19 protein-coding genes and 1 other RNA gene are annotated in these 25,416 nt (G+C 59.8%); 10 read left to right on the top strand and 10 right to left on the bottom strand.

Annotated elements, in window-relative coordinates; translation table 11 throughout:
• Positions 1–12: 12 nt before the first annotated feature.
• From ccoS to AC1RJ3_RS23855, 5 genes are all read left to right on the top strand, one after another.
• Positions 13–243, top strand: a complete 231-nt coding sequence (ccoS, locus tag AC1RJ3_RS23875; RefSeq protein WP_347929440.1) for a cbb3-type cytochrome oxidase assembly protein CcoS — start codon at positions 13–15, stop codon at positions 241–243.
• Positions 236–919, top strand: coding sequence for a sulfite exporter TauE/SafE family protein (locus AC1RJ3_RS23870; RefSeq protein WP_493080849.1), 684 nt, complete (start codon positions 236–238; stop codon positions 917–919). The genes ccoS and AC1RJ3_RS23870 overlap by 8 nt, the downstream gene beginning before the upstream one ends.
• A 317-nt stretch (positions 920–1,236) precedes the next feature.
• Positions 1,237–2,619 (top strand): oxygen-independent coproporphyrinogen III oxidase, encoded by a 1,383-nt coding sequence (gene hemN, locus AC1RJ3_RS23865; protein ID WP_347929439.1) that lies wholly within the window; start codon positions 1,237–1,239, stop codon positions 2,617–2,619.
• 79 nt (positions 2,620–2,698) lie between these two features.
• The gene (gene fnr, locus AC1RJ3_RS23860) at positions 2,699–3,433 is read left to right on the top strand and encodes a fumarate/nitrate reduction transcriptional regulator Fnr (RefSeq protein WP_054593218.1); all 735 of its coding nucleotides are present in this window, start codon (positions 2,699–2,701) and stop codon (positions 3,431–3,433) included.
• Between the two features lie 78 nt (positions 3,434–3,511).
• Positions 3,512–4,060 carry an adenine phosphoribosyltransferase gene (locus AC1RJ3_RS23855; RefSeq protein WP_054593219.1) on the top strand — a complete coding sequence of 183 codons (549 nt, stop codon included), beginning with the start codon at positions 3,512–3,514 and terminating at the stop codon, positions 4,058–4,060.
• Between the two features lie 120 nt (positions 4,061–4,180).
• On the opposite strand, the gene AC1RJ3_RS23850 is transcribed toward AC1RJ3_RS23855, so the two are convergent.
• The 4 genes from AC1RJ3_RS23850 to dnaX form a co-directional block, all read right to left on the bottom strand.
• A complete protein-coding gene (locus tag AC1RJ3_RS23850) occupies positions 4,181–5,329 on the bottom strand; it encodes an acyl-CoA dehydrogenase family protein (RefSeq protein ID WP_493080846.1) in 1,149 nt (382 codons plus the stop codon).
• Between the two features lie 204 nt (positions 5,330–5,533).
• Entirely contained in the window at positions 5,534–6,136 is a 603-nt protein-coding gene (recR, locus tag AC1RJ3_RS23845; RefSeq protein WP_054593221.1) for a recombination mediator RecR, read from the bottom strand.
• Between the two features lie 322 nt (positions 6,137–6,458).
• Positions 6,459–6,797: a YbaB/EbfC family nucleoid-associated protein gene (locus tag AC1RJ3_RS23840; RefSeq protein WP_008028561.1), complete on the bottom strand. Its 339-nt coding sequence runs from the start codon at positions 6,795–6,797 to the stop codon at positions 6,459–6,461.
• A 67-nt stretch (positions 6,798–6,864) separates the two neighbouring features.
• Entirely contained in the window at positions 6,865–8,973 is a 2,109-nt protein-coding gene (gene dnaX / locus AC1RJ3_RS23835; RefSeq protein ID WP_493080844.1) for a DNA polymerase III subunit gamma/tau, read from the bottom strand.
• Positions 8,974–9,119: 146 nt separating this feature from the next.
• Here dnaX and AC1RJ3_RS23830 point away from each other — a divergent pair, with 146 nt between their 5' ends.
• On the top strand, positions 9,120–9,878 hold the full coding sequence (locus tag AC1RJ3_RS23830) for a substrate-binding periplasmic protein (protein WP_493080842.1): 759 nt from the start codon (positions 9,120–9,122) through the stop codon (positions 9,876–9,878).
• Positions 9,879–9,881: 3 nt separating this feature from the next.
• On the opposite strand, the gene AC1RJ3_RS23825 is transcribed toward AC1RJ3_RS23830, so the two are convergent.
• A complete protein-coding gene (locus tag AC1RJ3_RS23825; protein ID WP_347929435.1) occupies positions 9,882–11,582 on the bottom strand; it encodes a putative bifunctional diguanylate cyclase/phosphodiesterase in 1,701 nt (566 codons plus the stop codon).
• A 490-nt stretch (positions 11,583–12,072) separates the two neighbouring features.
• Between AC1RJ3_RS23825 and AC1RJ3_RS23820 the strand changes: the two genes are divergently transcribed.
• Both AC1RJ3_RS23820 and AC1RJ3_RS23815 read left to right on the top strand, forming a co-directional pair.
• On the top strand, positions 12,073–12,387 hold the full coding sequence (locus AC1RJ3_RS23820) for a helix-turn-helix domain-containing protein (protein WP_054593225.1): 315 nt from the start codon (positions 12,073–12,075) through the stop codon (positions 12,385–12,387).
• A 279-nt stretch (positions 12,388–12,666) separates the two neighbouring features.
• Entirely contained in the window at positions 12,667–13,035 is a 369-nt protein-coding gene (locus AC1RJ3_RS23815; protein ID WP_493080839.1) for a VOC family protein, read from the top strand.
• 119 nt (positions 13,036–13,154) lie between these two features.
• On the opposite strand, the gene ffs is transcribed toward AC1RJ3_RS23815, so the two are convergent.
• The 5 genes from ffs to AC1RJ3_RS23790 form a co-directional block, all read right to left on the bottom strand.
• Positions 13,155–13,251: signal recognition particle sRNA small type (ffs, locus tag AC1RJ3_RS23810), an RNA gene on the bottom strand.
• Between the two features lie 201 nt (positions 13,252–13,452).
• Positions 13,453–15,810, bottom strand: a complete 2,358-nt coding sequence (gene ligA, locus AC1RJ3_RS23805) for an NAD-dependent DNA ligase LigA (protein ID WP_493080837.1) — start codon at positions 15,808–15,810, stop codon at positions 13,453–13,455.
• Positions 15,811–15,956: 146 nt separating this feature from the next.
• The gene (gene zipA / locus AC1RJ3_RS23800; protein ID WP_493080835.1) at positions 15,957–16,805 is read right to left on the bottom strand and encodes a cell division protein ZipA; all 849 of its coding nucleotides are present in this window, start codon (positions 16,803–16,805) and stop codon (positions 15,957–15,959) included.
• A gap of 256 nt (positions 16,806–17,061) precedes the next feature.
• Positions 17,062–20,550: a chromosome segregation protein SMC gene (smc, locus tag AC1RJ3_RS23795; protein WP_493080833.1), complete on the bottom strand. Its 3,489-nt coding sequence runs from the start codon at positions 20,548–20,550 to the stop codon at positions 17,062–17,064.
• Positions 20,551–20,552: 2 nt separating this feature from the next.
• The gene (locus tag AC1RJ3_RS23790; protein WP_216744939.1) at positions 20,553–21,212 is read right to left on the bottom strand and encodes a GntR family transcriptional regulator; all 660 of its coding nucleotides are present in this window, start codon (positions 21,210–21,212) and stop codon (positions 20,553–20,555) included.
• A gap of 266 nt (positions 21,213–21,478) precedes the next feature.
• Between AC1RJ3_RS23790 and xdhA the strand changes: the two genes are divergently transcribed.
• Together xdhA and xdhB are read left to right on the top strand one after the other, a co-directional pair.
• A complete protein-coding gene (gene xdhA, locus AC1RJ3_RS23785; RefSeq protein WP_054593231.1) occupies positions 21,479–22,933 on the top strand; it encodes a xanthine dehydrogenase small subunit in 1,455 nt (484 codons plus the stop codon).
• Positions 22,926–25,325 carry a xanthine dehydrogenase molybdopterin binding subunit gene (xdhB, locus tag AC1RJ3_RS23780; RefSeq protein ID WP_493080830.1) on the top strand — a complete coding sequence of 800 codons (2,400 nt, stop codon included), beginning with the start codon at positions 22,926–22,928 and terminating at the stop codon, positions 25,323–25,325. The genes xdhA and xdhB overlap by 8 nt, the downstream gene beginning before the upstream one ends.
• The last annotated feature ends 91 nt before the right edge of the window (positions 25,326–25,416 follow it).

The following is a 25,416-nucleotide window of genomic DNA, read 5'->3' as shown; positions in this document are numbered from 1 at the left end:
CATGGAGTCCAGATGCCAGCTCTTTATGTGATGATCCCGGCAGCGCTGCTGATCGTCGCCATCGCCATTTACATTTTCTTCTGGGCGGTCGACAGCGGTCAGTACGACGACCTCGACGGTCCGGCCCACAGCATCCTGTTCGACGACCAGGACCCGAGCCATCAAGCGGCAGTCGACGAAGCCAGCGGTCACTCGCCGACCGATCCGGCCAAGCCGAACGACAAGGCCCCGCCTCATGCTTGAGTTGGCGCCAATGCTGGTTTCTGCGGTGATCCTTGGCCTGCTCGGCGGCGGGCATTGCCTGGGCATGTGTGGCGGGTTGATGGGCGCGCTGACCCTGGCGATTCCCAAGGAACAGCGCAGCCGGCGCTTTCGCCTGTTGCTGGCGTACAACCTCGGGCGGATTCTCAGTTACGCCACTGCCGGCCTGCTGATCGGCCTGGCGGGATGGGCGGTGGCCAACAGCCCGGCGGCGATGTTCATGCGGATCCTCGCCGGCTTGCTGCTGATCGCCATGGGCCTGTACCTGGCCGGCTGGTGGAGCGGCCTGACCCGCATCGAAAGCCTGGGACGTGGCCTGTGGCGCTACATACAACCCGTTGCCAACCGTTTGTTGCCGGTGTCGAGCCTGCCGCGTGCGTTGCTGCTCGGCGCACTCTGGGGCTGGCTGCCGTGCGGTTTGGTCTACAGCACGCTGTTGTGGTCTGCCAGCCAGGGCAATGCCATCGACAGCGCGTTGTTGATGCTCGCGTTTGGCCTTGGCACCTGGCCGGTTTTGTTGGCCACTGGCCTTGCGGCCGAACGGGTCACGGCGTTACTGCGCAAACGTAGCGTGCGCATGACCGGTGGTTTGTTGGTGATCCTGTTTGGTATCTGGACCTTGCCGGGACCGCATCAGCATTGGCTCATGGGGCACTAAAACTGTGGCGAGGGGGCTTGCCCCCGCTGGGCTGCGAAGCGGCCCCAAAATCTGCAATCGTATCCTGCCTATGATCTTACGACTGCTGCGCAGCCGAACGGGGGCAAGCCCCCTCGCCACAAGTAAAACCTCCACCTCGCTGTCTCAGTGAAACCGCATCCATCGCATTTGCGAGGACTACGTCCTCGAACGCCGCCTGCGGCAGCTGCTACAAAGGGCCGCACCACTTCCGGTTACCCTTGATGCAAATCAAGATGCCCCAACGTCGCACCCCCTAGACTCGCCACCACTGCCAGCCTATCCGGGGGAATGCCCGCATGCTCGACGCCATTCGTTGGGACACAGATCTGATCCGCCGTTACGACCTGGCGGGACCACGCTACACCTCGTATCCGACCGCGGTGCAATTCAACAGCCAGGTCGGTACTTTCGATCTGTTCCATGCCCTGCGCGAAAGCCGCAAGGCCCTGCGCCCACTGTCGCTATATGTGCACGTGCCGTTCTGCGCAAACATCTGCTACTACTGCGCCTGTAACAAAGTCATCACCAAGGACCGTGGCCGCGCCCTGCCCTACCTGCAGCGCCTGGAACAGGAAATCCAGCTGATCGCCTGTCACCTGGACCCGAACCAGAAAGTCGAGCAACTGCATTTCGGCGGCGGCACCCCGACCTTTCTCAGCCACGACGAACTGCGCCAGTTGATGGCGCAACTGCGCAAGCATTTCAACCTGCTGGACGATGACTCTGGCGATTACGGCATCGAGATCGACCCACGGGAAGCCGACTGGTCAACCATGGGCCTGCTGCGCGAGTTGGGTTTCAACCGGGTCAGCATCGGCCTGCAAGACCTTGACCCGGCCGTACAGCGTGCGGTCAACCGCCTGCAAAGCCTGGAGGAAACCCGTGCAGTGATCGAGGCGGCGCGGACCCTGCAGTTTCGCTCGATCAACATCGACCTGATCTACGGCCTGCCCAAGCAAACCGCCGAGAGCTTCGCCCGCACCGTGGACGAAGTCATCAACCTGCAACCGGATCGGCTCTCGGTGTTCAACTACGCGCACCTGCCCGAACGTTTCATGCCACAGCGGCGAATCAACAGCAGCGACCTGCCGGCAGCCGCCGAAAAACTGAACATGCTTCAGCGCACCATCGAGCAACTGACCGCCGCCGGTTATCGCTACATCGGCATGGACCATTTCGCCCTGCCGGATGATGAACTGGCCATCGCTCAGGAAGAGTCGACGCTACAACGCAACTTCCAGGGTTACACCACCCACGGTCATTGCGACCTGATCGGTCTTGGCGTGTCGGCCATCAGCCAGATCGGCGATTTGTACTGCCAGAACAGCAGCGACCTGAATCAGTACCAAAACACTCTGGCCAGCGCGCAACCGGGCACCAGTCGTGGTTTGCTGTGCAACCAGGACGACCGTCTGCGGCGGGCAGTGATTCAGCAATTGATCTGCACATTCAGTCTGGCATTCGCCCAGATCGAGCAGGCTTTCAACATTGATTTTCGCGGCTACTTCAGCGAGCTCTGGCCGCAGTTGCAGGCCATGGCCGAGGATGGCCTGATCGAACTCGACAGCGAAAAAATCGTGGTCCTGCCGGCCGGAAGGTTACTGGTCCGTTCGGTGTGCATGGTCTTCGATGCCTATCTGGAACAACAGAATCGCCAACGTTTCTCTCGGGTAATTTAAGACACCATAGGCTGGCTTCGATGTCATTGCGTGGGTTACCCTTACGTCTTATGTGTGTTTTCCCACAAGGATCTAAGAAATGTCCGAGCCAGTTAAACTGCGCGCTCACAGCCAGGCACATTGCAAGGATTGCAGCCTGGCACCCCTCTGCCTGCCACTTTCTCTGAATCTGGAAGACATGGATGCGCTGGACGATATCGTCAAACGTGGTCGCCCGCTGAAAAAAGGCGAGTTTCTGTTCCGTCAGAGCGATCAGTTCGATTCCGTTTTTGCAGTACGCTCTGGCGCGTTGAAAACCTTCAGCCTGAGCGATGGCGGCGAAGAACAGATCACCGGCTTCCACCTGCCGAGTGAACTGGTCGGCTTGTCGGGCATGGACACCGAGAGCCACCCGGTTTCGGCCCAGGCACTGGAAACCACCTCGGTATGCGAAATCCCCTTCGAACGTCTCGATGAACTGGCCCTGCAACTGCCACAGTTGCGCCGCCAATTGATGCGCGTGATGAGCCGCGAGATTCGTGACGACCAGCAAATGATGCTTCTGCTCTCGAAAAAGACCGCTGACGAGCGTATCGCCACGTTCCTGGTCAACCTGTCGGCACGCTTCCGCGCACGCGGATTCTCTGCCAACCAGTTCCGCCTGAGCATGTCGCGCAACGAAATCGGTAACTACCTGGGCCTCGCCGTGGAAACCGTGTCCCGGGTGTTCACGCGCTTCCAGCAGAACGAGCTGATTGCCGCCGAAGGCAAGGAAGTGCACATCCTCGACCCGATCCAGCTGTGTGCACTGGCCGGTGGCTCGGTCGAAGGCTGACGTTGCGATTGCGGCTGAGCGAACCCGCCCGGCCGCAGTTATACTTCGCCGTTTGTAGCCTGCCAGGACACCTCGACGATGGTCATCGACTCCTTCGACATCAAATCCCTGATCCGCCCCGTGATCGATTTTCCAAAGCCGGGCGTGATCTTTCGCGACATCACCCCGCTGTTCCAGTCCCCGAAGGCCCTGCGTCTGGTGATGGACAGCTTTGCGCACCGCTATGTCGAGGCTGACTTCACGCACATCGGCGCCATGGATGCGCGCGGCTTCCTGATCGGCTCGATCCTCGCCTATCAGTTGAACAAGCCACTGGTGCTGTTTCGCAAGCAAGGCAAACTGCCGGCTGACGTACTGTCCGAGGGGTATCAGACCGAGTACGGCGAAGCTTTTCTTGAAGTTCACGCCGACAGCCTCTGCGAAGGCGACTCGGTGCTGATCTTCGATGACCTGATCGCCACTGGCGGTACGCTGATCGCTGCGGCCAACCTGATTCGGCGCATGGGCGCGCGGGTTTTCGAAGCCGCGGCAATTATCGACCTGCCGGAACTGGGCGGCTCCCAGCGCCTGGAAGACATGGGCATCCCGACGTTCTGCCTGACACAGTTTTCGCTGAACGAAAGGTAAGTCGGCGTCGTCACCAACGCCCTCGCGGGCAAGCCTTGCTCCTACGAAAAGCACCGTCTCCTGTAGGAACAAGGCTTGCCCGCGATGGGGGCGCCGCCACACCGAGCCGCTCAGACCAGATCAAAGCCCCATCTGCTTACTGATGATCTCGTTCATCACTTCACGCGTACCGCCGCCAATGGACAGGATCCGGCTGTCGCGGTACAGCCGCTCCACCAGACTTTCACGCATGTAGCCCAACCCACCGAGGATCTGCACCGCGTCGCTGGTGATGCGATCAGCCGTGTCGGTGGCCACATTCTTGGCCATGGATATTTCCTTGATCACGCTCTGCCCCGCCGCCATTTTCGCGGCCTGGCGATAGGTGAACTCCCGGGAGACTTCCAGCGCCGTGGCCATCTCCGCCAAGCGATGCTTGAGCACCTGAAACCTGCCAATCGGCTTGCCGAACGCTTCGCGCTGCCGGGCCCATTTCAGGCTTTCTTCCAGCGCCAGTTGCGCAGTCATGTTGGCCATCAATGCCAACGCCAGGCGCTCGTTTTGAAAGTTGCCCATGATGCAGGCAAAGCCCATGTTCTCGACGCCGATCAGGTTGCCCACCGGCACACGGCAATCATCGAAAAACAGCTCGGCGGTATCCGACGCCCACCAGCCCATTTTTTTCAGCTGACGACCGACAGTGAATCCTGGCATGCCCTTCTCGATCAGCAGCAGGCTGATGCCGCCAAATCCCGGCTCACCGGTGCGCACCGCGATGGTATAAAAATCCGCGCGAACACCGCTGGTGATAAAGGTTTTGCTGCCACTGACCCGGTAATAATCCCCGTCACGCACGGCGCGGGTTTGCAGGTTGGCCACATCGGAGCCGCCGCTGGGCTCGGTAACCGCCAGCGCGCTGATTTTTTTGCCGCAAAGGACTTGCGGCACCACTCGCTCGCGCACCTCGGGCCTGGCCCATTTGAGGATTGGCGGCAGGCCGATGTCCAGCGAGCCCAGCCCCGCCACCAGCCCGCCAGAACCACAGCGCATCAGTTCTTCAGTGGCGGCGATCTTGGCGAACAGATCACCTTCGTGGCTGCCACCCAGCGCTTCGGGATAGCCAATCCCGAGAATGCCCGCTGCACCGGCCTTGAGGTAAAGCTCACGAGGAAAGCCCTCGGCCTCCTCCCACTGATCGATGTCCGGAAGAATCTCGCGTTCAACGAAACGTCGTACGCTGTCGCGGACCAACTGATGGCCAGGGTCGAAGTATTCCTGAAAGGCAGGCATCGGCGAGCTCCACTGAAGGTTCAGCGAACTTACCGAGCGCTTGCTTGGTTTTCAATAGTTGTTGAGTAAATCCTTTGACCCGAGGCGCCTGCATCGCGGGCAAGCCTTGCTCCTACAGGTTCGTGTCGTTCACGTGTTCGTGGTACGACGTAAATCCTGTAGGAGCAAGGCTTGCCCGCGATGGCGTCAACCCAGACACCACAGTTACAACACGATTGGCTTACGCCCGGCAAACGAATGGGCCAATGTCCCGCCATCCACCAGTTCAAGCTCGCCACCCAACGGCACACCATGGGCGATGCGCGAAGCAATCAGGCCTTTATTGCTGAGCAACTGGGCGATGTAGTGCGCTGTCGCTTCACCTTCAACCGTCGGGTTGGTGGCCAGGATGACTTCAGTGAACGTACCCGCCTCTTCGATCCGCGCCAGCAATTGCGGAATGCCGATGGCTTCCGGCCCCAGACCGTCGAGTGGCGACAAATGCCCCTTGAGCACGAAGTAGCGACCGCGAAACCCGGTCTGCTCCACGGCGTAGACATCCATCGGCCCTTCGACCACGCACAGTAAGGTGTCGTCGCGGCGAGGGTCCGCGCATTGCGGGCACAGATCGTCTTCGGTCAGTGTGCGGCACAGTCGGCAATGACCGACCCCTTCCATGGCCTGACTCAGGGCCAGCGCCAGCCGCGAGCCGCCGCTGCGATCACGCTCGAGCAGTTGCAACGCCATGCGCTGGGCGGTTTTCTGACCGACACCGGGCAAGGTGCGCAAGGCGTCGATCAGTTGGCGAATCAAAGGGCTGAAGCTCATGGGGGAAACGTCCGACATATCAACAAGACGCGGTTTATACCCGCGCCTCTGGCCAGCGTCAAATGCTCATCTGCAGCAATGATTTTGCTTTCACTGTGGCGAGGGGGCTTGCCCCCGTTCGAGCGCGAAGCGGTCGCAATCCAGACAATGCTACGCTCCTGAAAGAACACGATTGCCTGAATTACGGCTGCTTCGCAGCCGAACGGGGCGGTGCAGCGTTCCGACAAGCCCCCTCGCCACAAAAACGAACTTTGTGTCACAGAAACAAAAATGCCAGGCGCGATGCCTGGCATTTTTGTAGACCATCCGACGCGTCAGCGAATCAGAATGGCAGTTTCATGCCCGGCGGCAGTTGCATGCCTGCGGTCATGCCGGACATTTTGTCCTGGCTGTTGGCTTCGATCTTGCGGACGGCGTCGTTGACGGCGGCGGCGAACACGGCCTCCAGCATCTCCTTGTCGTCCTCGCTCAGGCCTTCGACCAGGCTTGGATCGATGGTCACGCGCTTGACGTCGTGACGACCGGTCATCACCACGGTGACCATATCGCCACCGGCTTTACCGGTGACTTCGGCGTTGGCCAGCTCTTCCTGCATCTTGGCCATTTTTTCCTGCATCTGCTGCGCCTGCTTCATCAGGCCGGCCATGCCACCTTTCATCATGGGAATCACCTCAAAAGTACTTGGATCAAAACAGCGCCCGGCCCAGTGGGCCGAACACCTTCAGTTATTAGCCCTGGCTGACCAGAGCCTCGACAGGTTCAATAGTATCGTTACGGATCACCGCGCCGAACTGTTGCATCATTTGCTGGATGAACGGATCGCCGTGGATCGAATCCTCAGCCTCGCGCTGGCGGTCGGCACGTCGACGCGAAGCCGCCTGGGCCGGGGTTTCCTGCTCAGGCTTGATCAGCTCGATGCTCACCGTCAGGGTGCGCTGGTGATATTGGTTCAGCGCATCGTTCAGCCGGCGTTGTTGTGTTGCGTTGAACAGCGCGCTGTGGGCCGGGTCCAGGTGCAGCAACCAGTGGTCACCATCGACGGCAATCAGCGTGCAGTTGGCGGCGATGCTGCCGGTCATGCCGGAAATCGGCAATTTCGGGAACAGCTCCAGCCATTGCAATGCCAACCCTGTGGCCGGCATCGCAGCCGGTTCAGGTTCGGGGGCCGGCGCAGGTTCTGCGGCGTGCTCACTGGCCAGCTCATCGAGGTAACTATAGGCCGAATCCATGTCCGGCTCGATGTAGTCCTCGTCCAGCGGCGGCTCGTCATCCTGGTCCATTCCCGGCGTGGCGGCGTCGATGTCAGCCACCGACGGCTCGGGAATCGGCGCTGCCGCCCATTCCGGCGCATCGGGTACAACGCTGTCCGGCGTCGGTGTCGGCATTGGCGTCAGGTCAGGCTGCTCGGCAGTCGTCTCCAGCACCGGCTCGACAGCCGGTTGCTGGACGATCTCAGGCTCTACCGGATCGTTCCAGGGCAAGTCGACGACTTCTTCGACAATGGCCACGGGTTCAGCCACCGCTTCGACCACCGGCGCAGGCACGACCACCGGAGCAACAGGCTCAGGTGCCGGCGCTGGTGCAACCACCTCGGCAACCGGTTGAACCGGCGCCGCGGCAGGCGCAGCGGTAACGGGTGCGGGCGCGATTACCGGCGCAACACGCGGTGCGCCAGCCACTGAGTTTGCGGAATCAACTGTGGCCTGGCTGATCCCCACTGGCTTTAGCGGCTGCCTCGGCGCGTCTGCAGTGTCTGCCGGGCGGAACGCGAGCATTCGCAGCAAGACCATTTCGAATCCGCCGCGCGGGTCCGGCGCCAGCGGCAAATCGCGGCGACCAATCAAGCCCATCTGGTAATAGAACTGCACGTCTTCGGCTGGCAAGGCCTGAGCCAGCGCCAACACCCGGTCGCGGTCGCCATGACCGTTATCGACGCCTTCAGGCAAGGCCTGGGCAATCGCGACACGGTGCAGCACGTTAAGAATTTCCGACAGCACGCCATTCCAGTCCGGACCCTGCTCGGCCAGATGCCGCACCGCTTCGAGCAACGCCTTGGCGTCGCCATCGAGCAGCGCGTGCAGGACATCGTAGACCTGACCATGATCGAGCGTGCCGAGCATCGCCCGCACGTCGGCCGCCATGACCTTGCCTTCACCGAAGGCGATGGCCTGGTCGGTGAGGCTCATCGCATCGCGCATCGAACCGTCGGCAGCCCGGCCCAACAGCCACAGCGCATCGTCTTCGAACGGCACATTCTCGACGCTCAGCACATGGGTCAAATGCTCGACCACGCGCTCCGGCGTCATGTTTTTCAGCGAGAATTGCAGGCACCGCGACAGAATCGTTGCAGGAAGTTTCTGCGGATCGGTGGTCGCCAGGATGAACTTGACGTAGGGCGGCGGCTCTTCGAGGGTTTTCAACAGCGCATTGAAGGAATGGCTGGAGAGCATGTGCACTTCGTCGATCAGGTAGACCTTGAAGCGCCCACGGCTCGGCGCGTACTGCACGTTATCGAGCAGCTCACGGGTGTCCTCGACCTTGGTCCGGCTCGCGGCGTCGATCTCGATCAGGTCGACAAAGCGCCCTTCATCGATTTCGCGGCACACCGAGCACTCGCCACACGGCGTCGAAGTGATACCTGTCTCACAGTTCAGACATTTGGCAATGATCCGCGCGATGGTGGTCTTGCCCACACCGCGGGTGCCGGTAAAAAGATAGGCGTGGTGCAGCCGCTGGCTGTCCAAGGCATTGATCAGAGCCTTGAGCACATGGGTCTGGCCGACCATTTCGCGGAACGAGCGCGGACGCCATTTACGTGCAAGAACCTGATAACTCATCGAAAACCGTCGCATCTGGGAAGCGGAAGCGGGTAATGCTAGCGGAGCAAGGCCAAAATTGCATCCGGTGTGCTCGGCTAATCTGGCTAAGCTGGTATTTGGATCCGTTTTAATCGGCTCCTGCCGGTCTTTTTGCTGGAGAATTTATGCGTTCAGCCTTGGGGGCTTTGTTGTTGATCAGCGTCAGCGCTACCAGCGCGCCTGCACCCTTGCGCTTTGCGATCACCGACAGCTGGGCGATGCCCATGGTGCAAATCGATCATGGCCGACCGACCCAAGGCATTCTGTACGACGTGATGCTCAGCCTGGCCACACAACTGGGACTGCCGGCCGAGTTTCACGTGCTGGCCCGCGCACGTGTGCAGAGCGCCATGGAGCACGGGGAAATCGACATCCGCTGCTACGCGGCGCAGTCCTGGCTACCAAATCAGTCCGCAGACTATCTCTGGAGCGTTCCGTTGTGGTTTCAACGCGACGTGCTGGTCAGCACGCAAGGCTCTCCTGCCTCGGTCATCCCTGCCAGCCTTCCTGTGCAGCCGATCGGCACCGTACTCGGTTACAGCTACCCGACCCTGCAACCACTCTTCGATAACGGCCAACTCAAGCGCGACGACGCACGCAACCAGGAACTCGTGCTGAAAAAACTGGCGGCCGGCCGTAATCACTACGCCGTCAGCAATCAATGGGCCCTGGACTGGGTCAACCTGCAACTGTTGCCCGACCGGCCATTGCGGGCAGTCGCGGTGTTGCAGGAGCAAAACGTCGGCTGCTACGTGCGTAACGACCCAAGACTGCCGGTCCAGTTGATTCTGCAAACGCTGCTCAAGATGAAAATGTCCGGGGAAGTCGACGACATCATCAGGCTCTACACCGGAACCAACGAACCGACCCTGGCCGACCAGTAAGCCTCAGACCGCCTGGTCCAGTGTCTGCCACCGGGTTGGTGCGACGAAGGCCTCGACCCAGCCCGGCACCTCGCTGGCCGGCATCGGCCGCGCAATGAAATAGCCCTGCGCTACCTCACAGCCCAGGCGCAACAGCAACTCGCCATGCTCGATGCTTTCCAGGCCCTCGGCGATCACCTCTCGCCCAAACGCCCGGGCAAGACCAATGACTGCGGTGGTCAACGCCAGATCATCGCGATCATGCAGTATGTCGCGCACAAATGACTTATCGATCTTGATGGTTTGCGTGTGCAGGCGCTTGAGGTAACTCAGCGACGAATAACCCGTGCCAAAATCTCCCAGGGAAAACCTCACGCCCAGCGCCTGGCAGGCCTGCAGGCAGGTGCTGACGTGCTGAATATTCTCGATCGCCACCGACTCGACAATCTCCAGGTCAAGCAACTGGGGCGCGACCCAGGCGTGCCGTGCAAGCACGGTCTTGAGCCGATCAAAAAAGTCCGCCCGCTGAAAATGCCGGGCAGCGATGTTGACGCTGACCGGCCAGCGTTGACCGTTCTTTTGCCATCGCGACAACTGCGCCAGAACCTGCTCCATCACCCACTCGCCAATATCGACGATCAGGTCCGTCTCCTCGACAAACGGCAGAAACTCCCTGGGCGGCACCAGGCCATCCTGCGGGTGCTCCCAGCGCAGCAACGCTTCGAAACCAACCACCGCACCGCAGCGCATATTGACCTTGGGCTGAAAATGCAGGCGCAGCTCATCGTTGAGCAAAGCCTGACGCACCCGCGCAACCGTCTGGTGAGTGGCCTTGACCTCTTGGTCGCGCACCACATCAAACAGGTGGAAACGGTTACGCCCGCTCTGCTTGGCCACGTACATTGCCTGATCGGCATGGCGCAGCAGGGTTTCCGCATCTTCGCTATCGACCGGGAACAACGTGACACCGATGCTGGCAAACACATTGATGTCCTTGCCCAGAATCGAGTACGGCGCAGAGATCGCCTCGAGCACGCGATGCAGCGCCGCGCGCAATTCCGGCATATCGCGTACAAACCGCAAGATCAGCACGAACTCGTCCCCAGCCAGCCGCGCCACCACATCCTCGCCGCGAACGATGGTGCGCAGACGCTTGGCCACCTCGACCAGCAACAAGTCGCCGCTGGCGTGACCATAGCCGTCATTGACCGCCTTGAAGCCGTCAAGGTCGAGCATGCACACCGCTAACGGCACCTTCTCGACGCGGGAATAATCCAGGGCCTGCTCGAGCAAGTCGGAGAGATACGCCCGATTGGGCAGGCCGGTCAGGACATCATGGCCGACCCGCCATTGCAGTGAGTGCAGCAACTGCCGCTTTTCACTGATATCGAAGCAAATCGACAGATACCGATGAACCCGTCCGGTCGACTCATCCAGCACCGGCACCATGGTGCTGTCGACCCAATTCAGGCTACCGTCTTTGGACCGGTTGCAGATTTCGCCCTTCCAGACTTTGCCCAGGGCAACCGTGCGCCACATCGTTGTGAAGAAGTCGTCAGGATGCAGACCTGAATTGAGGATGCGGTGATTGGCCCCCAACAACTCCTCGCGACTGTAGCCAGACACTGCGCAAAACAAATCGTTGACGTAAGTAATGCGCCCCGCCAGGTCTGTCTCGGAAAAAATGGCGGCTGCATCTACGGCCCTGCGGTACTTCTCATCCATGAGTCCGGCTCACTGTGGCTAGCGGTTGTACCGCTCGACCAGCGCACAACGCCCGGAAGAGATGTTTTGAAGGATGCGGCACTGCGCAGAGGGTCGCAGCGCGTGATGCTGCCAGGGCAACATCCTTGTAAAAGAGCGGGCCGGCAAATTCAGATGCACGTTAAAACTCCATGAACAGCATTTGATGGCCCCCGAACAAACGAAGATCAACTAGGCTCAGAGGCCTCGTACAGGCACGCCAAAAACACCGACTCTGGTAATATTGAAACGGCATTTCGCGTCGTCGGCGGCGTCTCTGCACACCCTGCGAGGTAACGCAATGCTGGCCGTCTCACATTGCCTGGACTTATGAAGCCAGGTCACCAAATGCCTGTACGAAACGGGGATTCTACGAAATACATCACATTTTGCAAAGCAAGGTGATGGATCATGCAGTTGTCTAATGCAAAAATCTATCGTTAAGTTCTTGATTCTAAATGGGAATTGAGCGATGCAAATTTCAAGTTTGGGTCCAGCCATAAGACGCTATCGCAAGGTGGCGGGGCTTACTCAGGCTGAACTCGGTGAAAAAACCGGTTTTGACCCCAAAACCATCAGCCGCTTCGAAACCGGCACCTATACCCCCAGCGTGGAAGCCCTGTTCATGCTTGCCGATGTGCTGGGAGTGAAGCTCAAAGCGTTTTTTGCCGATCTTGGCGACGAAGACGAACAGCGAGCGTATTTGTTCGGTGTCATACACAAAGCCACCCCGAAGGATCTGGGAAAGCTGATCGCGGCGGTAGACCAGGCCTTGTCCAAGCCGTAGGGTCTGTACGAAAATTCGCCGAGCGGCGACCAGGCAAGGCAAAAACAGGCGAGGAAGCGGAGTTTAGGCCTCTAAATAAGCATTCCGAGCCTGTTTTTAACGCAGCTTGGTCGACGCGCAGGCAGTTTTCGTACAGAGCCTAGAGCCAGAAACAAAAAAGAGCAGACAGGTGTATTGGATTGATACACCTGCCTGCTCTTTTGCTATCGACTACTGACAGAAACTGACAGACCGACCGTTTAGGCTTGAGCCATCAACGCCAACGACATCGGAGTCGCCATGAACGCCCAACATTACCTGCTGCTGTACGTCGACAGCCCCGCCACCAGCGCCAACTTCTATAGCCGCCTGCTCGACAAACCACCGGTTGAACTGCAACCGACCTTTGCGCTGTTCATTCTTGATTCGGGTGTAAAACTTGGGTTGTGGTCCAGGCACACCGTGGAACCTGCAGCCGAAGCGGCGGGCGGTGGCGGCGAACTGGGATTCTCGGTGGCCGACAAAGAGACGGTCGACACGCTGTACACCGCATGGACCGCACAAGGGCTGCGCATCGCCCAAGAGCCAATTGAACTGGATTTCGGCTACACCTTCGTGGCGCTCGATCCGGATGGGCATCGGTTGCGGGTGTTTGCGCTTTCGGAATGACGGCGAGGTTATTTTGGACGAAGCAAGGCATCGACCAGGAAAGATCAATGAGATAAAAATTCTGGATTTTTTTGAGGATCACAAGCCTTGCGAATGAAGGCTTGGCGTTAAGGTGGCGACCCCACCAGCCACACCCCGGCACACAATGTTCCCGCTGTGGCTGCTTCCTTCCGGATCTGACCAGGTTCACGGGTAATCGTTGCGGGGGGACCGATGGGGTCACCATAACGACGCTCACCTGACGGCGAGCCGCGCCATTGTACCTATCTGAGACGAAGTTACAACCGTTCGCGCAGATTAAAAAATATGAACCGGTTCAAGGACATGCGTTGGTCTTGAAAAGGTCGCGGCCTGCGGCAGCTCCTACATGCATACATTGCCCCGCAGGAACTGCCGAAGGCTGCGACCTTGCCGACTTCAGGCAGTAATGCCGTGCCCGGCCAAAAACGTCACGAACGCTTCTTCGTCCAGCACCCTCAACCCCAGCTCATTGGCCTTGACCAATTTGGAGCCGGCGCCAGGCCCCGCCACTACACAGTAAGTCTTGGCCGACACCGAGCCCGCCACCTTGGCGCCGAGGCTTTCGAGCTTGTCCTTGGCGACGTCACGACTCATCAGCTCCAGAGAGCCGGTGAGCACCCAAGTCTGGCCTGCCAGCGGCAAGCCTTCGACGACTTTTTTCTCGCTTTGCCAGTGCATGCCAAAGTCGCGCAACTGCTGTTCGGCATCCAGCGCCAACCGACGGTTCTGCTCGATGGCGAAGAATTCCCGAACGGCGTTGGCCTGCTTCTCCGGCAGCGCCTGGCGCATGTCCAGCCAGTCGGCGCTGATGATCGCTTCCAGCGAACCGAACTTGTCAGCCAACTTCTGCGCCCCGCCTGGTCCGACCGAGGGAATGTTCAGCTTGTCGATCATCCCGCCCAGCGTGGTACTGGCGGCAAACTCGGCGCCCAATTCGCCCTGATCCTGAATCTCCAGGCCATGCTTGAGCAGTTCTTCGATCACCTTCCGGTTGTGCGCGTCTTCGAAGAAGCTGTGAATCTCGTAGGCGACTTCCAGCCCGACATCCGGCAAGTACGTCAGCACTTGCGGCAATGCCTGCTGAATCCGCGCAAGCGATGCCAGCGAGCGCGCCAGGACCTTGGCCGTCTCTTCGCCGACATCCGGAATTCCGAGGGCGTAGATGAAGCGCGCCAACCCCGGTTTCTTACTGTCGGCAATCGCGCTGAGCAGGTTCTTGCTCGACAGCTCGGCGAAACCTTCCAGGTCGACGATCTGTTCGAAGCTCAAGGCGTACAAATCCGCCGGCGAACTGACCAGACCTTCATCCACCAACTGCTCGACGCTCTTCTCGCCCAGCCCCTCGATGTCCATGGCCCGGCGCGAAACGAAATGGATGATCGCCTGTTTGAGCTGGGCCCCACAGGCCAGACGCCCGACACAACGATATACCGCCCCTTCGCTGAGCGTTTCGCGACCCTTGCTGCGCTTGACCAACTGCGTGCGCTCGACATGCGAACCACAGACCGGGCAGCACTTGGGAATCTGCACGGGACGGGCATTTTCCGGGCGACGCTCGGTAACCACTTGCACCACTTGCGGGATCACGTCACCGGCGCGGCGAATGATCACCGTATCGCCGATCATCAAGCCCAGACGCGCGACTTCGTCCATGTTGTGCAATGTCGCGTTGGACACGGTCACACCCGCCACTTTCACTGGCTTCAAGCGTGCAACCGGAGTGACCGCACCGGTTCGGCCGACCTGGAACTCCACGTCGAGCAACTCGGTGAGCTCTTCCATCGCCGGAAACTTGTGGGCAATTGCCCAGCGCGGCTCGCGAGCACGAAAGCCCAGCTCACGCTGCGAGGCGAGGCTGTTGACCTTGAACACCACACCATCGATTTCATAAGGCAGCGCATTACGGCGCTCGCCGATATCGCGGTAGTAATCCAGGCATTCACCAATACCCTTGGCCAGTTTCAACTCGTGACTGACCGGCAAGCCCCATAGTTTGAGTTGTTGCAGATTGCCAATGTGCGTGTCGGCGATCTCGGCCGAGACCTGGCCGAGACCGTAGCAGCAAAACTCCAGTGGGCGACTGGCGGTAATCTTCGAATCCAGCTGACGCAAGCTGCCCGCTGCGGCGTTGCGTGGGTTGGCGAAGGTTTTGCCGCCGGCTTCCAGTTGCGCGGCGTTCAGGCGATCGAAACCAGCCTTGGACATATACACTTCGCCGCGCACTTCCAGGGTCGACGGCCAGCCGCTGCCCTGCAGCTTGAGCGGAATGTTGCGCACCGTGCGCACGTTGACGCTGATGTCTTCACCGGTGGTGCCGTCGCCGCGAGTAGCGCCGCGCACCAGCATGCCGTCCTGATACAGCAAGCTGACTGCCAGGCCATCGAGCTTCGGTTCGCAGCTGTACTCCACCTCGGCGCCAGCGCCAAACAAATCGCCGGCCGGCAAATCCAGACCTTCGGTGACCCGGCGATCGAACTCGCGCATGTCGTTTTCTTCGAAGGCGTTACCGAGACTGAGCATCGGCACTTCGTGCCGCACTTGAGTGAACGCTGCAAGCGCCGCACCGCCAACCCGCTGGGTCGGCGAGTCGACAGTGACCAGCTCGGGATTTGCCGTTTCCAACGCCTTGAGCTCATGGAATAGCCGATCGTATTCGGCGTCCGGAATGCTCGGCTCGTCGAGGACGTAGTAACGGTAGTTGTGCTGATCCAGCTCAGCGCGCAGCTCTAGAATGCGTTTTTCAACGGCGGTCATGGGTGCTCTCTCATAAAGCAAAAGAGCAGCCGAGGCTGCTCAATCTTCAAAATACGATATAGCGTAAAGACGCAGATTCTGTGGCGAGGGAGCTTGCTCCCTCGCCACAAGAAGCTCTCTAGTCATAGAGAGCTTGACCATTCGATTCAGCGCTTCTGGGTCAGGGCGCGACGCTCGAACTCGACGATACGTTGACGGTAGTGCTCGATGGTCTGAGCGGTCAGTACGCTGCGCTGATCGTCCTTCAGTTCGCCATTGAGCTCCTGAGACAGTTTGCGGGCAGCGGCGACCATCACGTCGAAGGCCTGTTTCGGGTGGCGCGGGCCTGGCAAGCCGAGGAAGAAGCTGACAGCCGGGGTGCTGAACAGATCGATATCGTCCAGATCGAACACGCCAGGCTTGACCGCGTTGGCCATGGAGAACAGCACTTCGCCGTTGCCGGCCATGCTTTCGTGACGATGGAAGATATCCATCTCGCCAAAGCGCAGACCGCTTTCCAGGATGTTCTGCAACAGGGCCGGGCCTTTGAATCCGCCCGGGTCACGGCAGATCACGCTGATGACCAGGACTTCTTCTGCCTGCGGCTGTTCTTTATTGACTGCAGCGCTCAACGATTTGGTTTCGTCCGGGAAATCATCACGGCTGCTGAAGCTAGGGCCGCCATCCAGGTCCAGATTCAAATTCAGGTCGCCCTGGGATGGCTCGCCACCCCGCTTGCTGCGCTTGGAGCCCGACTCACGCGGCTCACGGGCAGGCATGCTCACCGACGGCAAGTCATGCTCGTCGAGTTGCGGTTCTTTATGGGTATCCAGCACGCGTGGCGGGCCCAGCAGTTCGGCACCACTGTCCTCGTCCGGCAGGTTGGACAGGCTTCGGTCCAGGCGAAACTTCAGCTTGCCCTTGCCGCCGCGCATGCGCCGCCAGCCATCAAAAAGAATACCGGCAATGACAATAATGCCGATGACGATCAGCCACTCGCGCAGACCGATTTCCATGTAATCCCGTGCCTCTATAAAAAATGCTGAAAAATAAGGGGTTTACAAGCTGTAAACCGCTTTAAAACGTGGCGCCAACTCTATGTTCTGAATGGCGTTTTGCCCACGCATACGAAAAATTGACATTAAACTAGCACGACCAAAGATAACTTTACACCGTCAGTCACAATGGCTTCAGCCATTATGTCGATTAGCCAGCATTCTCTGCGGGTAAAAATCCCTGATTCCCGCAAATATCTGGCCTACGCGCCATGACTCAGGCGTCCACCATCGCCATCGCCTCCTCGACATCCACGGCTACCAGACGCGAACAACCAGGCTCGTGCATCGTGACCCCCATCAATTGGTCGGCCATTTCCATGGCGATCTTGTTGTGGGTGATATAGATGAACTGCACCGTTTGTGACATCTCTTTCACCAATCGGGCATAGCGTCCAACGTTAGCGTCATCCAGCGGTGCGTCAACTTCGTCGAGCATGCAAAACGGCGCCGGGTTCAGCTTGAAGATCGCAAAAACCAGTGCCAATGCCGTCAGGGCTTTTTCACCGCCTGACAGTAAATGGATGGTGCTGTTCTTCTTCCCGGGCGGACGCGCCATGATCGTCACCCCTGTATCGAGTAGATCTTCGCCCGTCAGTTCCAAATAAGCGCTGCCTCCACCGAAAACTTTTGGAAAAAGAGCCTGCAATCCACCGTTAATCTGATCAAAGGTATCTTTGAAGCGATTGCGGGTTTCCTTGTCGATCTTGCGAATGACGTTTTCCAGGGTGTCGAGCGCTTCCACCAGGTCAGCGTCCTGAGCATCCAGATAACGCTTGCGCTCGGACTGCTGCTGGTACTCGTCGATAGCCGCGAGGTTGATCGCGCCCAGTCGCTGAATTCGCGCAGCAATGCGCTCGAGCTCTTCTTCAGCGTCTTTTTCGTTCGCTTCAGCCACCAGAGTGGCGAGCACCCCCTGCAGGTCATAGCCGTCTTCGAGCAATTGATCCTGCAAGGTTTTGCGGCGCACGGTCAGGGCCTGCCATTCCATGCGCTGCTGTTCAAGTTGACCACGGATCAGCTGCGATTGCTGCTCGGCCTGGCTGCGGCGTTTCTCGGCATCACGCAATTCGCGGTCGGCATCTTCCAGGGCGATCTGTGCGGTTCTGAGTTCTTCGTCGACGCTCATGCGCTTGTCGAGCAACTCTTCAAGCTTGAGCCGCAACTCTTCCAGCGGCGCTTCGCCCTCCTCCAGATTAAGACTGAGCTGCTCGCGCTTTTCAGTCAGGCGCTCGGACTGCAATTCCAGCCGTTCCAGTGCCTGACGGGTTGAATCGTGTTGCGCCTTGAGCGAGCCCAGACGCACCGCCAATTGGTGCGCATGGTCTTTATGCTGACGGGCCTCCTGCCGCACCCGATCCAGGCGTTCGCGCAAGCTGTCGCGCTGAGCCAGCAGCAATTCGCGCTGTTCGGTGTCGATCGCCATGCTGTCGAGGGCTTCCTGCAATTGCAGGCGCGACTCGCCAATCTGTTCATGCTCCAGCGCACGCTGCTCCGCCAATTCACCGAGCTCTTCGTCGAGCCGCGTACGGCGTAATGTCAGCTGCTCGGCCTTGGCTTTACCGGCCGACAGTTGAGCTTTCAATTCGCCTTGCTGGCGCGCTTCGTCCTGCAGCAAACGGCGCAGGTGTTCGCGGCCATTCTCTTGCTGACGCTGCTGGGCGCGCAGGTTTTGCAAAGTGGTTTCCAGCGTCTCGACGGTGGCTTCACGTTCTTCGCGCTCAAGCCCCAGACGCTGGATTTCCTGCCCGCGCGCCAACATGCCGCTCTCGGCCTCACTGGCGCGGCGCACCCGCAAAAAGTGCCGCCCAACCCAGTAGCCATCACGGCTGATCAGGCTTTCGCCGACCGACAATTGACCACGCAGCGACAGCGCCTGTTCAAGACTGTCCACCGGTTTGACCTGCCCCAGCCACGGCGACAGATCGATCTGCGCCTCAACCTTGTCGAGCAGGCTGCCGGGGATCCGTACTCCATCGCTGGCCGCGCTGAGCAAGCGCAGATCGCCCTGGGCAAAACCGGACAGATCGAAGCCCGCGAAGTCATCGACCAGCACGGCTTGCAGGTCGGCACCGAGCACGGTTTCCACCGCCAGCTCCCAACCCGCCTCAACCTTCAAGCCTTCGGCCAGACGCGGACGTTCGGCCAGATGCTGTTCACGCAACCACTCGGCGGCGCCGGTGCCCGGATCGAGCGCCGCTTGCTGCAACGCCTCCAGCGAGGCCAGGCGCCCGTTGAGCCGTTGCAAGTCGCCCTGCGCCTGCTGCTGGTTTTGCAGGGCCAGTTGCAGTTCCTGACGCAATTGCTCAAGCCGCTCGACCTGCGCTTCTTCGCTGGCCTGCAAATCTTCGAGGGTCGCTTCACTGGCGGCGAGCTGTTCACTCAGATCGAGAATCGCCGCGTCTTCCGGGGCTGCCGACAACAGGTCGCGCTCTTCGGCCAAGCGACGTTGGCGCTCGGCCAGGCGTTCCATGCTGGTTTCCAGCTGCTGGATGCGCGACTGCTGGACTTCAGCCTGACGCCGTGGCTCGGCCGAGCGCAGGTTAAAACTGTCCCACTGCTCCTGCCAGCCGTGCATGGTGGTTTCGGATTCTTCCAGCGCGGCGGCGGCCTCTTCAGCGGCGGCGCTGGTGACTTCCTGCTCAGGCGTGAGCATATCCAGCTCTTCGCCGAGAGTCGCCAACAAGGTGCGGTCATGACCCAGGTGCGACTCGGTTTCCAGGCGCGAACGCTCGGCTTCCTTGAGGTCATCCTGCAACTGACGCAAACGCTGCTGGCCGTGCTGGATGCTTTGCTCGACCCGGGCGATGTCGCCGCCGACCGAATAGAAACGTCCCTGCACCAGATTGAAGCGCTCAGACAGGTCGTGATGACCGTCGCGCAGCCGCTCGATGCTCGCATCGGCATTGCGCTGTTCAGCGACCAGGGCTTCGAAACTGATTTCCTGGTTGCCAATGATTGCTTCGCGCTGACCAACCTGTTCGTTCAATTCCTGCCAGCGTAGCGCCGACAGTTGTGCCTTGAGCTGACGCTCTTCGGCTTTGTATTCCTGATACTTCTCGGCCGCCTGGGCCTGACGATGCAAGCGTTCGAGCTGACGTTCCAGCTCATCACGCAGGTCGGTCAGGCGCGCGAGGTTTTCGTGGGTGCGACGGATGCGGTTTTCGGTCTCGCGCCGGCGCTCCTTGTACTTGGAGATCCCCGCCGCTTCTTCGATGAAGTTGCGCAGGTCTTCGGGCTTGGATTCGATCAGCTTGGAGATCATCCCCTGTTCGATGATCGAGTAGCTGCGCGGGCCCAGGCCGGTACCGAGAAAAATGTCGGTGATATCGCGGCGACGGCATTTGGTGCCGTTGAGGTAATACGTGGTCTGGCTGTCGCGGGTGACTTTGCGGCGAATGGAAATCTCCGCGTAAGCCGCGTATTCACCGAGCAACGTGCCGTCGGAGTTGTCGAAAACCAGTTCGATGCTTGCCTGGCTCACCGGTTTGCGACTGGTAGAGCCGTTGAAGATGACGTCGGTCATCGACTCGCCGCGCAAGTTCTTGGCCGAGCTCTCGCCCATCACCCAGCGTACGGCGTCGATGATGTTCGACTTGCCGCAACCGTTGGGCCCGACCACCGCCGCCATGTTACTGGGGAAGTTCACCGTGGTCGGGTCGACGAAGGATTTGAACCCCGCCAGTTTGATGCACTTGAGCCGCACGCTCAGGCAACCGGCAAGGCAGACAGCACCAGATCGCAACTGCGCCGGGCATAAGCCGAGAGCACGACGCGAATCTCTGGCAGATCACGCGCCAGCACGGCCGCGAGCAAGCGTTCGAACAGTTCGAGGAACTCACTCATCTCGGCCTTGCGCTGTTCCAGGGCGAGAAAATACGCACGGCTCATGGCCGGTTGCAGGTTCTCGACGGTTTCCTGCAAGTACGGGTTATTGGCGAATGGATACGCCGCGCGCATCACGCTGAAGCTGTCTTCGACAAAGGCGCGGATGTCCTGACGCTCGTAACTGGCGCTCAGGCGCTGCTGGATTTGCAGGAACGGCGCCATGTCGGCCTGAACCTGCCAGCCACTGGCCACTGAATTACCGAGCAGGATGTACAGCTCGCTCATCAGCGTGCACAGGCTCTGCACCTTGTGTGCGGTGAGTTCGGTCACATGAGCACCACGACGCGGCAAGATGGCGATCAGGTGCCGGCGCTCGAGAATCAGCAAGGCTTCGCGAACCGAGCCGCGGCTGACATTGAGGGCCAACGTGACCTTCTGTTCCTGGATGCGCTCTCCGGGCTTGAGGTCGCCGCGAATGATGCGTTCGGCGAGGTGGTGAGCAATTTGCTCGGCGAGGCTGTCCGGCGCCTTGAACGTCATGGTTTTCCTTCAAACTCTTCGATCTGTACAAGCGGCGCAGTGTAGCGCACTTGCGGGGTGATGGCGCAGGGCCAAGCCAGCGGAATTTGGCACGATTCAAGCAAAAAGCGAGGTATCCCGAGAGGGTCAATAATGAAATAAGCCACTGTTGATCGGCAAAAGCGATTTTTCCTGACCCTCAAGTCAGAAAATCATTGACCGAAAGGTCAGACCTGATAAATTCAGGTTCGTCGGTTAACAACAATAATGAGTCTGCGAGGCCTTCCGTGATCCAGTTTTTACTTAACCAGGAACTCCGTAGCGAGCACGCCCTGGACCCGAACCTGACCGTGCTCAACTATCTGCGCGAACATTTGGGCAAACCCGGTACCAAAGAAGGTTGCGCCAGCGGTGACTGTGGCGCGTGTACGGTGGTGGTCGGTGAATTGCAGACCGATGACAACGGCCGCGAACACATTCGCTATCGCAGCCTCAACTCGTGCCTGACGTTTGTTTCGTCGCTGCACGGCAAACAGCTGATCAGCGTCGAAGACCTCAAACACCAAGGCAAGCTGCACAGCGTGCAAAAAGCCATGGTCGAGTGCCATGGCTCACAGTGCGGCTTCTGCACACCGGGCTTTGTCATGTCATTGTTCGCGCTGCAGAAAAACAGCGATCACGCCGATTCCCACAAAGCTCACGAAGCCCTCGCCGGCAACCTCTGCCGCTGCACCGGCTACCGGCCGATCCTCGCCGCCGCCGAACAAGTGTGCAGCGCCAAACAGCCCGACCAGTTCGATGCTCGCGAAGCCGAAACCATCGCTCGCCTGAAAGCCATTGCTCCGACCGACACCGGTGAACTGAACAGCGGCGATAAACGCTGCCTGGTGCCACTGACCGTCGCCGATCTGGCCGACCTCTACGACGCCTATCCGCAAGCCAAACTGTTGGCCGGCGGTACCGACCTGGCGCTGGAAGTGACCCAGTTCCACCGCACGCTGCCGGTGATGATCTACGTCGGCAACGTCGCAGAAATGAAGCGCATCGAGCGCTTTGACGATCGCCTGGAAATCGGCGCCGCCACCGCCCTCTCCGACTGCTACGACGCCCTCGAGGCCGAGTACCCGGACTTCGGCGAATTGCTGCAACGCTTCGCCTCCTTGCAAATCCGCAATCAGGGCACCCTTGGCGGCAACATCGGTAACGCCTCGCCGATTGGTGACTCACCTCCGCTGCTAATCGCACTGGGCGCACAGATTGTTTTGTGCAAAGGCGAAACCCGCCGCACGCTGGCGCTGGAAGACTATTTCATCGATTACCGGGTCACTGCGCGCCAGGAAAGCGAGTTCATCGAAAAGATCATCGTGCCGCGTGCCAGCGCGGAACAACTGTTCCGCGCCTACAAGGTCTCCAAGCGTCTGGACGATGACATTTCCGCGGTCTGCGCGGCGTTCAACCTGCGCATCGAAAACGGCGTGGTTGCCGACGCCCGCGTTGCGTTCGGCGGCATGGCCGCGACACCGAAACGCGCGAAAAGCTGCGAAGCCGCGCTGCTCGGCGCGCCATGGAACAACACAACGGTGGAACGTGCCTGCGCCGCCCTTGCGCAAGACTTCACACCGCTCACGGACTTCCGTGCGAGCAAGGAATACCGCCTGCTCAGCGCGCAGAACCTGCTGCGTAAATACTTCATCGAACTGCAAACACCGCACATCGAGACTCGGGTGACCGCTTATGTCTAACCATCACAAAGTCGAGAAAACCCAAGCCGAACTGGCCGAACTGTTTGCCAAGGACCTGACCACCGGTGTCGGCCGCAGCGTCAAGCACGACAGCGCCGACAAACACGTGTCCGGTGAAGCGCAGTACATCGACGACCGGCTGGAATTCCCGAATCAGCTGCACGTTTACGCACGGCTCTCGGACCGTGCCCACGCGAAAATCATCAGCATCGACACTAAGCCCTGCTACGCCTTTGAAGGTGTCCGCATCGCAATTACCCATGAGGACGTGCCGGGCCTGAAAGACATCGGTCCCTTGTTGCCGGGTGACCCGCTGCTGGCCATTGATGACGTACAATTCGTCGGTCAGCCGGTGCTCGCGGTGGCCGCGAAAGACCTGGAAACCGCACGCAAGGCGGCCATGGCCGCGATCATCGAATACGAAGATCTGGAGCCGGTGCTCGACGTAGTCGAAGCCTTGCGCAAACGCCATTTCGTGCTGGATAGCCACACCCACAAGCGCGGCGACTCGGCCACTGCGCTGGCGACTGCCGAGCACCGGATTCAAGGCACGCTGCACATCGGCGGCCAGGAACACTTCTATCTGGAAACCCAGATCTCTTCGGTGATGCCGACCGAAGACGGCGGCATGATCGTCTACTGCTCGACCCAGAACCCCACCGAAGTGCAGAAACTGGTGGCGGAAGTGCTCGACGTATCGATGAACAAAATCGTCGTCGACATGCGCCGCATGGGCGGCGGCTTTGGCGGCAAGGAAACTCAGGCCGCCAGCCCCGCCTGTCTCTGCGCGGTAATCGCGCACCTGACCGGGCAGCCGACCAAAATGCGCCTGCCACGGGTCGAAGACATGCTGATGACCGGCAAACGTCACCCGTTCTACATTGAATACGATGTCGGCTTCGACGACAGCGGACGCCTGCACGGCATCCAACTGGAACTGGCCGGCAACTGCGGTTGTTCACCGGACCTGTCGGCGTCGATCGTCGACCGGGCGATGTTCCACTCGGACAACTCGTACTACCTGGGCGACGCAACCATCAACGGTCACCGCTGCAAGACCAACACCGCGTCGAACACCGCCTATCGCGGCTTTGGCGGCCCGCAAGGAATGGTCGCCATCGAAGAAGTCATGGACGCCATCGCTCGTCATCTGGGCCTCGACCCGCTGGACGTGCGCAAGGCCAACTACTACGGCAAGACCGAGCGTAACGTCACCCATTACTACCAGACCGTCGAGCACAACATGCTCGAGGAAATCACCGCCGAGCTGGAAGAAAGCAGCCAGTACGCCGAACGCCGCGAAGCGATCCGCCGCTACAACGCCAACAGCCCGATCCTGAAAAAAGGCCTGGCGCTGACCCCGGTGAAATTCGGTATTTCCTTCACCGCCAGCTTCCTCAACCAGGCCGGTGCATTGATTCACGTCTACACCGACGGCAGCATCCACCTGAACCACGGCGGCACCGAAATGGGCCAAGGCTTGAACGTCAAAGTCGCGCAAGTCGTGGCCGAGGTGTTCCAGGTTGAAATCGACCGTGTGCAGATCACCGCGACCAACACCGACAAAGTGCCAAACACCTCGCCGACCGCCGCGTCCAGCGGTGCTGACCTGAACGGCAAGGCTGCGCAAAACGCCGCTGAAATCATCAAGCAACGCCTGGTGGAATTTGCCGCGCGCAAGTATGCGGTCAGCGAAGAAGACGTGGAGTTTCACAACGGCCACGTGCGGGTTCGCGATCAGATCCTGACCTTCGAAGAGCTGATCCAGCAGGCGTATTTCGCCCAGGTGTCGCTGTCCAGCACCGGTTTCTACAAGACCCCGAAAATCTACTACGACCGTAGCCAGGCTCGCGGCCGGCCGTTCTACTACTACGCGTTTGGCGCAGCCTGCGCCGAGGTGATTGTCGACACCCTGACCGGCGAATACAAAATGCTCCGCACCGACATCCTGCATGACGTCGGCGCCTCGTTGAACCCGGCTATCGACATGGGCCAGGTCGAGGGTGGTTTCATCCAGGGCATGGGCTGGCTGACCATGGAAGAGCTGGTCTGGAATGCCAAAGGCAAACTGATGACCAACGGCCCGGCCAGCTACAAGATCCCGGCGGTCGCCGACATGCCGCTGGATTTGCGGGTCAAGCTGGTGGAAAACCGCAAGAACCCGGAAGACACGGTGTTCCATTCCAAGGCCGTGGGCGAACCGCCGTTCATGCTGGGGATTTCCATCTGGTGCGCGATCAAGGATGCAGTGGCGAGCCTGGGCGATTACCGACATCAACCAAAAATCGACGCACCGGCCACACCGGAGCGGGTGTTGTGGGGCTGTGAGCAGATGCGCCAGTTGAAGTCGGTGAAAGCCGCGGAAGCCGAGACCGAGCTGGCTTCGCTCTAAAACCGAGGCGCGGCCTTCGCGGGCAAGCCTTGCTCCTACAAGTTTTGCGTCGATCGCATCATCGTGATCCGCCGCCATTCCGTAGGAGCAA

It is taken from the genome of Pseudomonas sp. GW822-FHT04C11 (genome assembly GCF_058800905.1).
Note: the sequence above shows the minus strand (reverse complement) of the source record. Positions and strands in the feature narration are given on the sequence as shown.